This window comes from Pseudodesulfovibrio sp. 7M6 (genome assembly GCF_050058625.1).
Lineage (GTDB): Bacteria > Desulfobacterota > Desulfovibrionia > Desulfovibrionales > Desulfovibrionaceae > Pseudodesulfovibrio > Pseudodesulfovibrio salinus.
Genome location: NZ_CP188816.1, coordinates 3,496,847 through 3,511,719 on the forward strand (window position 1 = coordinate 3,496,847; position 14,873 = coordinate 3,511,719).

7 protein-coding genes are annotated in these 14,873 nt (G+C 59.1%); 2 read left to right on the forward strand and 5 right to left on the reverse strand.

Annotation, left to right across the window (positions count from 1 at the left end; all coding sequences use genetic code 11):
- Positions 1 to 181: 181 nt before the first annotated feature.
- Positions 182 to 3,847, reverse strand: coding sequence for a response regulator (locus tag ACI0FG_RS16425; RefSeq protein WP_419786090.1), 3,666 nt, complete (start codon positions 3,845 to 3,847; stop codon positions 182 to 184).
- A 161-nt stretch (positions 3,848 to 4,008) separates the two neighbouring features.
- On the opposite strand from ACI0FG_RS16425, the gene ACI0FG_RS16430 reads away from it, so the two are divergent.
- On the forward strand, positions 4,009 to 4,773 hold the full coding sequence (locus tag ACI0FG_RS16430; RefSeq protein WP_419786091.1) for a substrate-binding periplasmic protein: 765 nt from the start codon (positions 4,009 to 4,011) through the stop codon (positions 4,771 to 4,773).
- 50 nt (positions 4,774 to 4,823) lie between these two features.
- Here ACI0FG_RS16430 and ACI0FG_RS16435 read toward each other — a convergent pair whose 3' ends face one another.
- The 4 genes from ACI0FG_RS16435 to ACI0FG_RS16450 all read right to left on the reverse strand — a co-directional run bounded on the left by ACI0FG_RS16435 (position 4,824) and on the right by ACI0FG_RS16450 (position 11,667).
- Positions 4,824 to 6,122 (reverse strand): ATP-binding protein, encoded by a 1,299-nt coding sequence (locus tag ACI0FG_RS16435; RefSeq protein ID WP_419786092.1) that lies wholly within the window; start codon positions 6,120 to 6,122, stop codon positions 4,824 to 4,826.
- Positions 6,106 to 7,278: an alcohol dehydrogenase-like regulatory protein ErcA gene (gene ercA, locus ACI0FG_RS16440; protein ID WP_419786093.1), complete on the reverse strand. Its 1,173-nt coding sequence runs from the start codon at positions 7,276 to 7,278 to the stop codon at positions 6,106 to 6,108. Before ercA ends, ACI0FG_RS16435 begins: the two co-directional genes overlap by 17 nt.
- 89 nt (positions 7,279 to 7,367) lie before the next feature.
- Positions 7,368 to 10,937, reverse strand: a complete 3,570-nt coding sequence (locus ACI0FG_RS16445; RefSeq protein ID WP_419786094.1) for a PAS domain S-box protein — start codon at positions 10,935 to 10,937, stop codon at positions 7,368 to 7,370.
- A gap of 109 nt (positions 10,938 to 11,046) precedes the next feature.
- On the reverse strand, positions 11,047 to 11,667 hold the full coding sequence (locus ACI0FG_RS16450) for a hypothetical protein (RefSeq protein ID WP_419786095.1): 621 nt from the start codon (positions 11,665 to 11,667) through the stop codon (positions 11,047 to 11,049).
- Between the two features lie 309 nt (positions 11,668 to 11,976).
- On the opposite strand from ACI0FG_RS16450, the gene hcp reads away from it, so the two are divergent.
- On the forward strand, positions 11,977 to 13,584 hold the full coding sequence (gene hcp / locus ACI0FG_RS16455; RefSeq protein ID WP_419786096.1) for a hydroxylamine reductase: 1,608 nt from the start codon (positions 11,977 to 11,979) through the stop codon (positions 13,582 to 13,584).
- The last annotated feature ends 1,289 nt before the right edge of the window (positions 13,585 to 14,873 follow it).

A 14,873-nucleotide genomic window follows, 5' to 3' on the forward strand; every position in this document is an offset into this window, starting at 1 on the left:
AGATACCGGAAAATAGGAGACAGGCCGAGCGGCCCGTGACAACGCTTCCATCACCTTTGAGGTAATTCAGATTGGACGCAAAATCCAGTGGAAATCGCTAGTTTTCCTCGGTTAGCGTCCTCACCTCTTCAGGTTGGCGGAGTTTTCCACACCCCTGTAACGCGCAGGGGGAAAGCCCGAATCATGCAACCGGGAAGAACACCTTGGAGAGGGTGGACTCAAGGTCTTTCATCTCCACAGGCTTGGCAATGTAGTCGGTCATGCCCGATTCGATGAACTGCTCCCGGTCCCCTGCCATGGCATGTGCCGTCATGGCGATGACCGGAATGGCCGGATTGATGCCGGAATCGGGAGAAGCATTGCGGATTCGGCTGGTTGCCTCCAGCCCGTTCATGCCGGGCATCTGGATGTCCATGAACACCCCGTCGAATTCCTCTTCGGCCAGCCGGGCCAGCGCTTCCTCGCCGTTGCGGGCGGTCTTGACGACATGCCCCAGCTTGGCCAGCATCCGCTCCCCCATGAGCAGATTGACCCGATTGTCCTCCACCAGCAGCAGCCGAAGCCGCCGCGAAACGGAGGGAGACACATTGTTCGCCACGTCCTCCACGGTCCCGGAAGGCTCATACCCCAGAGCCAGCGCCATATAAACGGTGGTTCCCCGTCCCTCTTCGCTCTCCACGGCCAGGACGCCGTCCATGAGGTCCACCAGTCGCTTGACGATGCCGAGCCCCAGCCCGGTGCCCTGATGACGCCGCATGTACGACCCGTCAACCTGGGTAAACGGTTCGAAAATAGTGTGCAGCGCATGGTCCGGAATGCCGATGCCGGTATCCCGCACGGAAAAAAGCAGCCGGAGACGGCGACGCCGGGGGTCCAGATGCAGCAGGGAGACCTCTACAGCGACCTCGCCGTCCTCAGTGAACTTGATGCCGTTACCCACGATATTGAAAAGTATCTGGCGTAGCCGGCTCTTGCCGCCCACCAGCATATCCGGGATGTCGCCAAAGGTCCGGCTGTACAGGGCAAGCTTCTGTCCCACCATCTGCCCCCTGAAGGTCGAAAGCACATCCTGAAGCAGTACGGAGAGGGAAAAGGTCTCGGCCACGACCTCCAGCTTGCCTGCCTCCATCTTCGAAAAATCTAGAATATCGTTAATGATGGAGAGCAAACTGCGTCCGGAAGTGAGCGCGGTATCCACATAGTCCCGCTGTTCCTCCGTCAGCGGTGTTGTCTGCGCCAGCTGCAACATCCCGAGCACCCCGTTGAGCGGGGTGCGCAGTTCGTGGCTCATGTTTGCCAGAAACTCGTTCTTGGACTGGTTGGCTGCCTCGGCCAGATCTCGGGCGTGGCGCAGGTCCTGCTCGATGGCCTTGCGCTCGATGGCCAGGGCAATCTGCTCGGAAACCGAAACCATCAGTCCGACATCCCTGGCCGAATACTGAAAGGGATCGGCATAGGATTGAACCGACATGACACCAATGACCTCGCCCTTGATGCGAAGCGGCACGCCAAGCCACGCTTGGGAGGCGGTGCCGAGCATGTCTTCATCCCGGACGCCGTGCTCGGCCAGGAACCGGTCCCGCACGACGCAAATAGCGTCCGTACCGTCCGACGGCGAGGGACGGTCGCGTTCCGGCAGAGCTCGCGAAGTGACGAGCAAAGGCCGGTTGGCCCGCAGGACTTCCACCGACAGGCTGGTCGTCCGCTTGTCGTTGATATTGAACAGCGCGCCCCGAAGATCGTCCTTTTCATCCTCCAGATAGGTAAATTCAAGGTGCGTACGTCGCTTGTCCAGAAGGGCGATGAAGAAGTTGCCCGCTTCCATGGCCCCACCCAGCGAATCATGGATGCGCTCGTACAGCTCTCCCAGATCCGACGTCGTGGTGACAGCGCTGGATATCTGGTAAAGCAGCCGGGTAACGGTCTCGCCGAACCGGCGCTCCGTAATATCCAGGATGGTCCAGATCACCCCCTGGCCCAGGTCCTTCCGATCCAGCGCCTTTGCCGAGAGCTGAACCCAAATCAGAGCGCCGTCCGCCCTGCGCAGCTGCTGTTCCGTATGATACGAGCCAGTGGAAATCAGGCCGTGCACACACTGACTGCGAAAACTCCGATACTTCCTTTGCGTCAGGAAATAGCGCGACAAATGGTCGCCGGCCATATCCTCCGGAATATGGCCCAAAATCTCCGCCCCACGCTGATTGATGCGCACCACGGCATCGTCAATGAACAGGCCCACACCGAAAATGGCGTTGTCCTGAATCGCCTCCACCTGCTCCAGGGCCTCGCGCAGCCGGTCCTCGGCCTCTTTGCGCTCGGTTATGTCGCGCGATACCGCGGCAATATGGCTGACCTGGCCATCCGCCCCCCAATAGGGATACATGAACACTTCAAAAAAACGCTTTTCCTTGCCGGGAAACGCGAACCAGCCCTGGTAGGTAACGGGTTTGCCCTCAAGACATTCCAGGAAATTCGGTTCTATGTGTTCCGAAAAAATTTCCTCGCCCCAGACCTCCGCCACGGAATGGCCGACAATATCCTGCCCCACCTTGTCCATTTGCTCCAGATATGCCCGGTTGGCGGCCTCGTAAAAGTGGTCACGGTTTGAAAGGGTCATCATGTCGTGAGAGGCATTGGCGATAAACTCAAATTTCCGCAAGGCCTCCTCCAGGTCCTTGCGCGCCGTGATATCGGTGAAAGAAACAAAAATGAGTCTGTCGCCGTTTTGCTTAACAATTTCAGCGGAAGCCTGGCACCAAAACCGGGTTCCGTCCGTCCGACGCATCTCGATTTCCATATCGCTCACCCTGCCGCTCTCGTGCAAAAGCCGCATGACTTCCGCACGAACCTCCGAGTCCACATAGAACCAGAGCGCCTTGAGGCCTACAGCGTTGTCAGGGGAAGAACGGAACTGTTCTGCCGCCCGCCGGTTGGCATAAATCGTCCGTCCCGTCTCCATCTCCACAATGACGAGAGGAAGCGGAGAGGATTCCAGCAGGGCCCGGGTCCGCTCTTCATTGCGGCGCAGGGTCTCCGCGTACTCAACCTGCGGGGTCAGATCAGAAAATACTCCTACAATACCTGATTTTTTCCCCTCCGTATCGCTATACACCGCCTTGCGCACGAAAATACGGCGGGTTTCTCCCTGGATAAGCCGGTCCCGTTCGTACGTCTGCACCTTGCTTCCACTGTTGAGCAGGGTATGGTCCATCTCTGTATAAAAGGCGGCTTCGGCAGCAGGCAGGAACTCCGAGATCTTCCGTCCGATCACCTTTTCCCGGGACATTCCCATAAATGACTCGAAAGCCTGGTTGCATCCCAGATACCGCCCATTCAGGTCCTTGTAAAAAACAGGGTCGGGCACCGCATCTATGATACCCTGAAGAAAGGAGACCTGATTGCTCAGTTCTTCCTGAAACCGCTCCCGCTCCGCCATGGCATGCACCAGCCGGTAATGCTGAGCCGTCAGGTAGTCCGCCCGTCCCAGACTTTTTTTCAGGACCTCCCCCAGCTCTTCCAGGACACCCTCGCCCTTGGTCACGAAATCCCAGGCCCCACCCCGAATGGCCCGGATGGCATTGTCCAGGGAGGAAGCGCCGGAGGCCGCTATAAGAGGGACCACATCCGACCGGGAACTCAGCTCCGCAACCACCGCAAAGCCGTCCATACCCGGCAGGTATAAATCAATCAGAACGGCGGAAAACTTGGTTTCCGTGAACTTCTTCACGCCTTCCGGCCCATCCTCGGCAGTTGAGACGGTGTAGCCCGTCGCCTCCAGATGGTGCCTTACCAGTTCCCGAAAGGACTCGTCGTCATCTATGACCAGTACGTGCTTTTTATCCGGCACGGCGATCTCCCACAAATCATTGTCTCGCATCCAACCCACGGCTAACACTCGTGGAAGGGCACTGCCCGCCATCCGGGCAAAGCCTGGAACCCGACCCTTGTATCATGGACCGGAACCGGGTATCGTGCAATACCAACCTGCATTTTTTCAGGAGAAACACCATGCGCTCCCTGCTGTTCGCCACCCTGCTCGCTCTGATTTTGAGTGCTGTCCCCGCCCAGGCCCGGTCGCTCAAATTCATTGCCGACGCCGATTTCGCCCCCTACTCAATGCTTGTGGACGGCAAACCGGCCGGTATCGACGTGGAAGAACTCCAGGCCGCGGCCGACAAGGCAGGCATCGCCATAGAAATCGAACTCAAGCCCTTCGACCAAATTTCGGGCATGCTCAAGAACGGCACCTGTGATGGCGCCTTCGCCCTCTTCCGCACACCACAGCGTGAGACATACGCGCTGTTCCAGGAAGGAACCCCTCTCCACACCAGCGATTTCGTCCTGTTCACCAAAGTAGGGGACACTTTCCCCTTCGGTTCGTATGACGACCTGAAGGGAAAGGTCATCGGCCGCGCCACCGGCACCTATCTGGGCGATGACTTTGCCCAGGCCGCCGCATCGGGAGCCGTAACGGTCAAGGACTATTCCGACCTCGCTCTGGGGTTGCGCGGGCTCATCATGGATGAAATCCAGGCCTATGCCGGAAACATCGACGTCACCTACTACCGGCTCAAGAGCATGGGCATGACCAGCTCCATCACCTACCTCTCCAAGAAACTGGTGGAGCAGCAGCCCGCCTACATAGTCATGTCGCGCACCGCCGATCTTCCGGAAAAGGAAGACATCCTCCTGCGTTTGAACCAGGCCCTGGACATGATGAAAAAAGACGGGACCTACAACAAAATCGCGAAACGGTACCTGTTCCGTTTCTAGTCAGGAGCCCCTTTTCCCATCATTGGGGACGCAAGCCGCGCGTCCGTCGATCACCCTTTGTGCACCGGCAGCGTAAAGACAAAACGACTGCCGACGCCTTCCTCGCTCTCCGCCCAGATATGGCCGCCATGCCCTTCAATTATATGGCGGCAGATGGGCAATCCCAACCCCGTTCCCCGGGGGCGGTCGGCCAGACTGCTCTCGCCCTGGACAAATTTCTCGAAGATGGTGGACAGCAGCTTGGGCGCAATCCCGATACCGGTATCGGACACGCTGATCTTCACATAGTCACCGGCCTTTTCGGCCCGGCATGACACATTCCCGCTATCCGTAAATTTCACGGCATTGGAGAACAGATTGACCATGACCTGGATGAGCCGGTCCCGGTCCCCCTGGACCAACGGCAGGTCATCCTCGATCTCGGCCAGAAAGGTGAGCCCGGCCTCTTCGAACAGGGCATCGGAGACTTTCATGGAGCGTTTGATGAAGTCCTTGGGGTCCATCGGTTCCATGCGGTACTCTATGCGGTCCGCCTCCAGCTTGGCCAGATCAAGCACATCGTTGATCAATGCGGTCAGCCGCTCCCCCTCCGAGACTATGATATCGACATTGCGGCTTACCCGATCCATTTCCCGGACCACCTTTTCGTCCGGTCCCTCCCTTACCGCCGGGAAAATAGTGTCCGCCAGTTTTTTTCGGATAATCTTGGCAAACCCGAGGACCGAGGTCAGCGGTGTACGCAACTCATGGGACACGATGGACAGGAACTCGCTCTTGGCCCGGTTGGCCCGGTCCAGCTCCCTGGTGCGTTCCCGGACCCGTATTTCGAGCTGGTCGTGACTTTTGCGCAGGGCCTCCTCGTTCCTCCGCCGCTCCGAGATATCGCGGGCCACGATGACAACCCACCGTTCCTTCATCTGATCGACTATCCTGAGGGACATCTCCACCGGCACGGTCCGGGCATTGTCGCAAGTGGGGCAGCGGAACTCGGTTTCCAGCTGCAATACCTCGTTCTCGTTGCTGAAAAGATTTTCGGCATAGCGGGCGATATGCTCCGGCAACAGTCGGGAGAACTCCACTCCCTTAAGATTCTCGGCATCACAGCCAAGCATGGACCCCACCGCTCCGATAGCATCAACGATGCGACCGGAAGCGCCGTCCACGACAAAAATGGAGTCCGACACCTGATCCAGCAGCGTACGAAACCGCTCCAGCTCTTCCAGCCGGGCGCGGAGTTCGGGGTAATAGCTCTTGCTGATGGACCGCTTGCCCAGTCCGATCAGCTTGGCTCGCTCCTCCCCGGACGCATCGGCCGGGGAGGTTATTCCCTGGTCAAGACGCCGCTTCATAGATAGCCATCACTTCGGCCGCAGTGGGCTGCCTGGGGTTGGTGAGCATACATGCGTCGGCCAGGGCCTTTTCCGCCAGCAGGGGCAAATCGGTCAGGGCCACGCCCAGTTCCGAAAGGTTGCTGCGGACGCCCACGGCCCGCTTGAGCTTCCGCAGGGCGTCCAGCACGGCCTCCTTGGCCTCGTCGTCCGGCATTTTCTCCGGTATATCGGCCCCCAGAGCAATGCCGATATTACGGAATTTTTGCGGCTCGGACTCGAAATTGAATGCCGCCACATGATCCAGGAGTATGGCGTTGCACAATCCGTGGGGCAGGTCCAGCAACCCTCCCAAACCATGGGCCATGGCATGGACGGCGCCAAGAATGGCATTGGAAAAGGCGAGTCCCGCATAGGTGGAGGCGAGCATCATGCCGGTCCGCGCCTCCTTGTCGTTGGGTTCTTCCACGGCCCGCAGCAGATGACGGTGAATGAGCCGCACCGCTTCCAGGGCGTGCAGATCGGTCACGGCCGAACTGGCGTTGGAGACATAGGCCTCCACCGCATGAGTCAGGGCATCCAGCCCGGTATTGGCCGTCAGTTCCGCTCCCATGCTCATGGTCAGCAAGGGATCGATAAGGGCAAGGTCCGGGACCATGGTTTTGGAAACAATGGCGATCTTGACCCTGCGGCCGACGTCGTTGATGATGCAGAACTGGGAAATGTCCGCCGCCGTGCCCGCCGTGGTGGGCACGCAGATCATGGGCGGCCCGGGCCGTTCCACCCGGTCAACACCCTCAAAATCGAGCACGTGGCGGTCATTGGTGCAGACGATGCCGATGGCCTTGCCGCAATCCATGGGGCTACCGCCGCCCACCGCCACGATGGAGTCGCACCCTTCCCGACGAAAGACCTCGGCCCCGGCCATGACCTCCGCGTCGCGCGGGTTGGGCGAAACATCGGTATAGACAATCGGTGTAAGGCCTCCCTTCACCAGACTGTCCACCACGCCGCCGGTAATGCCGAGTGCATCCAGGTCCGGCCCGGAGACCACCAATACCCGTTTGAGCGAAAGGTTCGCCGCATACTGACCGGCCAGGGTCCCGGCTCCGGCGCCAAAAACGAACTCCGGCGCTACGAACTTCCTCAATTCGGTAATGTCGAATCCCTCGGCCATGTTCCCCCTCCTTTGGCTTCCGATTCTAAGGTACCCTATTTTCGGACAAAAAACAGGCTACGCGAAATCAGCCATAAATTCGATTAGAATTACGTTTCCCGTTCTTGCAAGAGCAGTTCATCGAGCCTGTCGAGCAGCGCTCCAGCCAGAGTCAGCACTCCGGAGAGCGGCTCGGGGTCCCCGGCCCGACATGCCTCGGAAAGCCGCGACGCAAGGCGCGCCATCCGGTGGGCACCTATTGAGGCCGTAATGGTCCGGACCGTCTCGGCCAGTCCGGCGGCCTGCTCATACTCACCCATGGCAACGGCCCGTTCCAGTTCTTCCAATGTTGCCGACAACTCCTCCCTGGCTGTCTCCAAGAAGCCCGCAAACGTCGTCCAGTCCACGCCCAGCCGCTCCATGGCCCGATCCGGGTCCCAGGAAGCCGCCGCCTCCTTGCCTTCACGCGGTGCAGGCATTCCCTGCTCCGCCGCGCCCGGGTCGGCCTTGTCCGGCCCTTCTCCGCCCCCGTTTTTATCCTTTATCGGCGGTACCGATCCCACCAGCCGGGTAATGATGACGGCCAGTTCATTGAAATCAACAGGCTTGGACACGTAATCGTCCATTCCCGCATCCAGGCTCTTGTCCCGAAATTCCTTCAGCGCATGGGCCGTGACCCCAATGATGGGAATATCCGGGTCCGGGATGGAACCGCCCGGTCCGGCGGAACGGATGGCCTTGGTGGCGGAAATGCCGTCGAGCACGGGCATCTCGATATCCATGAGGACAAGATCCACCGGCTCGCGCTTGATAAGGTCCAGCACTTCCATACCGTTCTTGGCCACGATGCACTGATAGCCCATGTCCTCCAGCCGCAAGGTGGTGACCATGACGTTGACGTCGTTGTCCTCGGCCACCAGCAGACGCACGGGCCGCTGCGGGGCTTCGGGCAGGGTGCGCACCGGCAGTTCCAGCAACGGGCAGCTCACTCCCGGCTCGAACCGGACTGCAAAGGAAAAGGTGCTGCCTGTTCCCACCCGGCTCTTGACCCGGATATCCCCGCCCATCAGGGAAATGAGCTGCTTGCAGATGGCCAGCCCCAGCCCGGTGCCGCCAAAGGCCCGGGTAGTCTGGGCAAAGGACAGGAAAATGGTCTCCATGAATTCCTCGGGAATGCCGATGCCCGTGTCCTTGACCTCAAAGGCAACGCCCAACGAGCGAGTCTCTTCCGGGGCGGGATCGGAGGTATCCGGGAAAACATGCACCGCCACCTGGCCACGATGCGTGAACTTGATGGCATTGCCTACCAGATTGACCAGCACCTGACGCAGGGCGATGGGATCTCCCTTGACGCAGTTCGGCACGTTCTCGTCCACATCAAGCACAAGGGACAGCCCCTTTTGCCGGGCCTGCACGGCCAGTCCCTTTATGGTGGAGTTGACCTGATAGGGCAGGTCGAAGTCCGCCCGGTCCAGCGTCAGCTTACGCGCCTCGATCTTGGAGAGGTCGAGGATGTCGTTGATGATGGCCAGCAGGTGCTGGGCCGAGTCCATGACCGTCCGCAGGTAGTCGCGCTGATCCTCGTTCAGGTCGGTCTGGAGCGTAATGTCGGTCATGCCCACAATGGCGTTCATGGGGGTACGGATTTCGTGGCTCATGGCTGCCAGGAATTCGGACTTGGCCCGGTTGGCCGCCTCGGCATCCTCCCGGGCACGCATCAGCTCCTCGCGGGATTGCCGCTGCTCGGTGATGTCGTCCCAGGCCCAGATAATCCCCTTTTTCAGATTGTCCCGGTCCAGGGCCTTGGCATACAGACGGCACCAGACCACCTTGCCGGACTTGTCGCGGAAGGCGTGTTCCGTATTGTAGTCCCCGCGTATGGATATCGCCTGACGCGCTATGGCGATGAATTCCTCCAGGTCTTCCCTGGATTCGAAAAGCATGGTGACGTCATGGCCGATGATCTCCTCCGGAGTGTAGCCGAATATCTCGGCCCCGCGCCGGTTGATGGTCACAAAGGACCGCGTGCTGTACATGGCGATGCCCATGAGCGAATTTTCCAGAATGGCCTCGAACTTGGACAAGGACTGCCGGATATGATTCTCCGACTCCTTGCGCACGGTGATGTCCCGGACATTGGAAAGAATCGCCTCCCGGCCATGATACACGATGCGGTTGAGAAAAACCTCCACGTCGAACTCGTGGCCGTCGTGCGGCCGCCGCGCCTTCCACTCGTAGAACTGCGACTCGCCGTTGAGCACAGACCGCCAGATCACGGAAAGCCGATACACAGCGTTGGTTCGGCTGGAGATATCGCGTGCGATGGAAATATTCGGGATTTCATCCTCGGTCAGACCGTACATCTTGAGCATTCGCTCGTTAACCTCGAGGATGTGGCCGGAAAGATCATGAATGAGGATGGCATCGTGCGAGGCATCAAAAACGGTACGCAGGACCTCCATGGTCTCCTTGACCTCGCTCGTGCGTTCCCGGACCCGTGCCTCCAGCAGCTGATGCGCGCTCCGCAGGGCCTTTTCCGCCTGCCGCCGCCGGGTGGTGCTGGCAACCAGTGCCAGTATGATGATGGACTGGATGGCGGCGAAGCCCACCACCACCCAGATCAGGGTTCCGTGTTCCGCATAGAAGCTGCTTGGCCGGTTGATAATCCGGCTCCCCTCCGGCAGCTCCTTCGGGTTGATGCCGCGTTTGCTCAGGACCTTGTAGTCGAACATCGGCACCGAAGCCGTACGGACCATGACGGGAATGTCGCCGGGGTTTCTTCCGGCCATGACGTGCAGTGCCAGCTGGGCCATGGCCTGCCCCTGCTCATACCCGTCTGCCAGCATCCCGCCCACTATGCCGTGGCCGAGATCGAAATCATACAATCCGTAAATGGGTAGATTCGTATGGGCGGCAATGGCTTCCAGAGCCTCGCCGGTATTATAGAAACGTCCCGTCGGGCTGCGGTAGTAAAAGCCGTAGAGGATAATGGTGTTTTTGGGCAGACTCTCCACTTCCGCCAGCAGGTCCGGCAGGGCGAGGTCGCCGGAGTACCGGACCTCCACGTCCCGTGGAAGGTTTTTCAGCTCATTGCGAATGGTCCTGACCGCACCCACCCCAGAAGGAGTGTGGTCGTGAACAATGTAGACAAGGTGCGCGCCGGGCTGTTGCTTGAGCGCCCACCACAGTGTCCCCCGTACGTCCAGGCTCTCGGTGACCCCGGTAAAAAGTGGATGCCCCTGCAACAATTCATCGGAGTAAAAATTAACGGCGCAAAAAACGACCGGAACGCCGGGAAAAATCTCATCGTGATACCGCCGCTGGAATTCAAAGGCGTTGTCGTCCGTGACCATGACCAGGTCAAGTTTCATATCTTTGTATTTATGAAGAAAAACATCCTTGAGCTGTTGAATGTAATGCTCATTGAACTCCACCCGCTTGGTGTCCATGTTCTCCACATGCAGGACAATGCCCGTTTCCTTGGGGCGCAGAACGTCGTTCACCCCGCGAAAGATAGATTCAGTCCAGACAAAATTCTGATGATAGGAGTTGAGCAGCAGGATATCCCTGCGGGGGCGGGCGCGGGTCTTGGGCTCCTGAGCAAAGGCCTCCCCCCCGGCCGCCAGCAGCAACATGGCGGTCAGGCCTGAGATGAACATGGCTAAGCAGCGGCGATCCATGACGGCGACCCGGTGTTGAAAGAAGAGAAGTCCTCTTTCCCTAGCAAAAAGACAGCAACAAATAAAGAGGGTTGCGGCCCTGAAGAGAGAATACAGGTCCAACTGTACCCTATGCATCGGCGGGAATACGTCCGTCAAATCCGGTTTCCAGACGTGTCTTGTACAGGGCGTCGTCCTCGGCATTGTTCGCCTTGGTATGTTTTTCCCAGTCCACTTCCACCAGCAGTGCGTTGGGATTGAAAACCAGCTGGTGGGTGGCATAGGCGATGGCCGAAATCTCGGTATCGCCATACTGCGAATGGTAGCCGGGATAGAACAGCATATTGTGATACAGGCGGTTCACCCAGTCCCTGCGGACCAGGCCGAACGCTGCCAGCGTGCCGAAAAAACGTCCCTCGTTGAAGGCCAGCAGCCCCGCGCCGGTGCGTTCCAAAAGCTGCACGCCCTCCCGCAGCCAGTACATGCCCGGGTACGCGTCCTGGGCCAGGTAGCCGAAATAGGGCGAACGGGTCCTGGCATAGACGAAATTGGCCACCTTGATGAATCCCATGCGTTCGTCGTCGTCCACCAGCACCAACAGGCCGTCCTGCTCCGCACGCAGGCGCAGAATGGGTTCCGCCCGGTCCACCTGCGCCTGATCGATATACGGCAGGACCATGATGACGGTCTCGTGGGCCAGTGGTTCAAAGGAGCCGAACTCCGAGGATTTGACGAAAACAGATTCCAACATGGTGCGCTCCCGGTAAAAAATGCCTTTCGCGCACTCTAGCAGGAAACCTGCCAAGCTGTCTCATTGCCTCCGGTGGCCCTGACGGGAGGCCTTCGGCGACCCTGCCGGGGGCCCCTCCGGGGGCTTAAGAACCCTTTGGAAAGGGTTCTTAAGGATCTCCTAAACTTTTTGGTGCCGCTTCGCGGGGTGTGGGAAAGGGTAATTTTGTTGTTTGGGGTGTTTTTTGACTCAAATCATACCGACGACGAAACAGAACCGCTAATGATGAGGTTGAATAACGCAACCAACCCCCAATTAAAGGAGGCAACCATGTTCTGTTACCAATGTGAACAAACGGCCAACGGCGGCTGTACCAAAGTAGGCGTGTGCGGCAAAAAGGACTCCACCGCCAGCCTGCAGGATCTTCTGCTCTATCTGACCAAGGGACTGGCCCAAGTGGCCGTGGCCGCCCGCTCGCAGGGCATCGAGGACCCGGCCGTGAACCGCTTTACCGTGGCCGCCGTGTTTTCCACCCTGACCAACGTGAATTTCGACGATGACCGTTTCGTCACCCTCATCACGGATTGCGTCAGCAAGCGGGACGCCCTGCGCGCCAAGGTCTCCGGCGTGATTTTCGACGGCCCGGCCGAGCTGGTCCCGGCCGATACCCTGGAAGCACTCATTGCCCAGGGAAAGCAGTACGGCATCGAAAACGATCCCGAACTGAACGCGGACGTCAAGTCGCTCAAGCAGACCCTGACCTATGGGCTGAAAGGCGTCTGCGCCTACGCGGACCACGCCGCCATCCTCGGCAAGGAAGACAACGAGCTGTACGCCAATATCCAGACGCTGCTGGCCGCCACCCTGGCCCCGAACCTTCCTCTGGAGCAGGCCATCGAGGCCGGACTCGAATGCGGCCGCGTCAACATCCGGGCCATGGAGCTGCTGGATGACGCCAACACCTCTGCCTACGGCCACCCGGAGCCGACACAGGTCAAGCTCGGCCCCACGGCGGGCAAGGCCATCCTCATCTCCGGCCACGACCTCAAGGACCTGGAAACCCTGCTCAAGCAGACCGAAGGCAAGGGCATCAACGTCTACACCCATGGCGAGATGCTCCCCTGCAACGGATACCCCGGTCTCAAGAAATACCCGCACCTCGCGGGCCACTACGGCACGGCCTGGCAGAACCAGCAAAAGGAATTCGCCGAGTTCCCCGGCGCCATCCTGATGACCACCAACTGCATCCAGAAGCCCAAGGGGTACATGGAGAACATCTTCACCACCGGTCTGGTAGGCTGGCCCGGCGCGGTCCATGTGGGCAACGAGGACTTCACCCCGGTCATCGAGCGCGCCCTGGCCATGGACGGATTTCCGGCCGACGAGGACAAAGGCACGGTCATGGTCGGTTTTGCCCGCAATGCGGTCATGTCCGTGGCCGGTACGGTCATCGACGCGGTCAAGGCGGGCAAGATCCGCCACTTCTTCCTGGTGGGCGGCTGCGACGGCGCCAAGCCGGGCCGCAACTACTACACCGAGTTTGTGGAGAAGGCCCCGGAGGACACCGTCATCCTTACCCTGGCCTGCGGCAAGTTCCGTTTCTTCGACAAGCAGTTGGGCGACATCGGCGGCATTCCGCGCCTGCTGGATGTCGGCCAGTGCAACGATGCCTACTCCGCCGTGCAGATCGCCCTGGCCCTGGCCAAGGCCTTTGACTGCGACGTCAACGACCTGCCCCTCTCGCTCATTCTTTCCTGGTATGAGCAGAAGGCTGTGGCCATTTTGCTTTCGCTGCTGGCGCTCGGCATCCGCAACATCAAACTTGGGCCTTCGCTGCCTGCGTTTTTAACTCCGAACGTGTTGGATTTTCTGGTAAAATCTTACAATATTGCGCCGATATCCACGCCTGACGAGGATCTCCGAGCCATTTTGGGCTAACGACACTTTGACAACCAACAGCAGCCCCTTTGCCTGAGATATGGTATAGGGGCTGTTTTCGTTGATGAAGAATGATGATGGGAAGGAAGAGAAGAGCCTGGTTTGAAGCCGTTCGGCTTCAAAGTTCCCTCCATGCCCTGCGGCCGCTCAAGCCGCTTCGCGTCTTCCTGCCCATTCGGGCAGGTGCACTTCGTGCATCGCTGCATTCCCGTTGGTTGCGGGCGGCGGTTCTTTTTGCTGGGCCAAAAAGAACGAAAAAGGCCCTTGGGGGTAGACTGGCCGCCTGCGTGTTACGTCGGAAGCATCCGATCCAAGCGGGACGGCTCCATCCTGTGAAAAGTATAGTTCCGTTTCTCCGAGATCAGTCCAAGGCTACCACCATCCGTCCTGGTGGCTGACAGGAGCCGCCTTACCCGCTTGGTCGGCTGCTAACCGCCGAAACACAGGGCTGGACTCAGCGAATTAGCAACAACACCTTTCGGGACCGGACGGTTGTCTTCAGGACCTTCTTTTGCGGATGTTCAGACTTTTGCTTGCCGCTACGACATAAAGACAAGTTCCCCTTATCTCAGCCCTGCGGGGACGCGGCTTAAAAGCTGACCAAACGGCCGGAGCGAATCTTCGCGGCCCGGCTTTTTCCGCTTCCCGCCTTGGGACGCGGGAGCGCAGGCCGTTTGGATCAGATTCTTAGCCCGTCACCGGGGCGGTGGGCATGGCACACCAAGAGCGCTTTTTGGTTACTTTTGGGCGCTCTGGTCCAAAAGTAACTCGCACCTTTAGGGTGCGAAACACTCTAAAGTGAATCCCGCCGGAGGCGGCTCCGCTTTAGCCTTTTCTCTTTTGATTTTGCCTTTGATTCCAAAAGGCAGAAAGCCGGGTTTGAAGCCGTTCGGCTTCAAAATGCCCTCCATGCCCTGCGCGGGCGGCGGTTCTTTTTGCTGGGCCAAAAAGAACGAAAAAGGCCCTTGCGGGTAACTTGGCCGCCTACGTGTTTCGGCGGAAGCAGCCGAAACACAGGGCTGGTATCAGCGAATTAACAATAACGCCTTTCGGGACCAGACGGTTGTCTTCAGGATCATCTTTAGCGAATATTCAGACTTCTGCTTGCCGTAACGGCGAATAGCCAAGCTACTTCGAAGAAGCCCTGCTGGGACGCGGCTTAGAAGCTGACCAAACGGCCGGAGCGAATTTTCGCGGCCCGGCGTTTTCAGTTTCCCGCCTTGGGTCGCGGGAGCGCAGGCCGTTTGGATCAGATTCTTGGCCCGTCACCGGGGCGGTGGGCATGGCAC

What these genes read in the sequence shown, in the direction of transcription:
- ACI0FG_RS16430 (WP_419786091.1), top strand. Translation starts at nt 4,009, where the DNA reads ATGCGCTCCCTGCTGTTCGCCACCCTGCTCGCTCTGATTTTGAGTGCT.
- ACI0FG_RS16435 (WP_419786092.1), bottom strand. Translation starts at nt 6,122, where the DNA reads ATGAAGCGGCGTCTTGACCAGGGAATAACCTCCCCGGCCGATGCGTCC.
- ercA (WP_419786093.1), bottom strand. Translation starts at nt 7,278, where the DNA reads ATGGCCGAGGGATTCGACATTACCGAATTGAGGAAGTTCGTAGCGCCG.
- ACI0FG_RS16445 (WP_419786094.1), bottom strand. Translation starts at nt 10,937, where the DNA reads ATGGATCGCCGCTGCTTAGCCATGTTCATCTCAGGCCTGACCGCCATG.
- ACI0FG_RS16450 (WP_419786095.1), bottom strand. Translation starts at nt 11,667, where the DNA reads ATGTTGGAATCTGTTTTCGTCAAATCCTCGGAGTTCGGCTCCTTTGAA.
- hcp (WP_419786096.1), top strand. Translation starts at nt 11,977, where the DNA reads ATGTTCTGTTACCAATGTGAACAAACGGCCAACGGCGGCTGTACCAAA.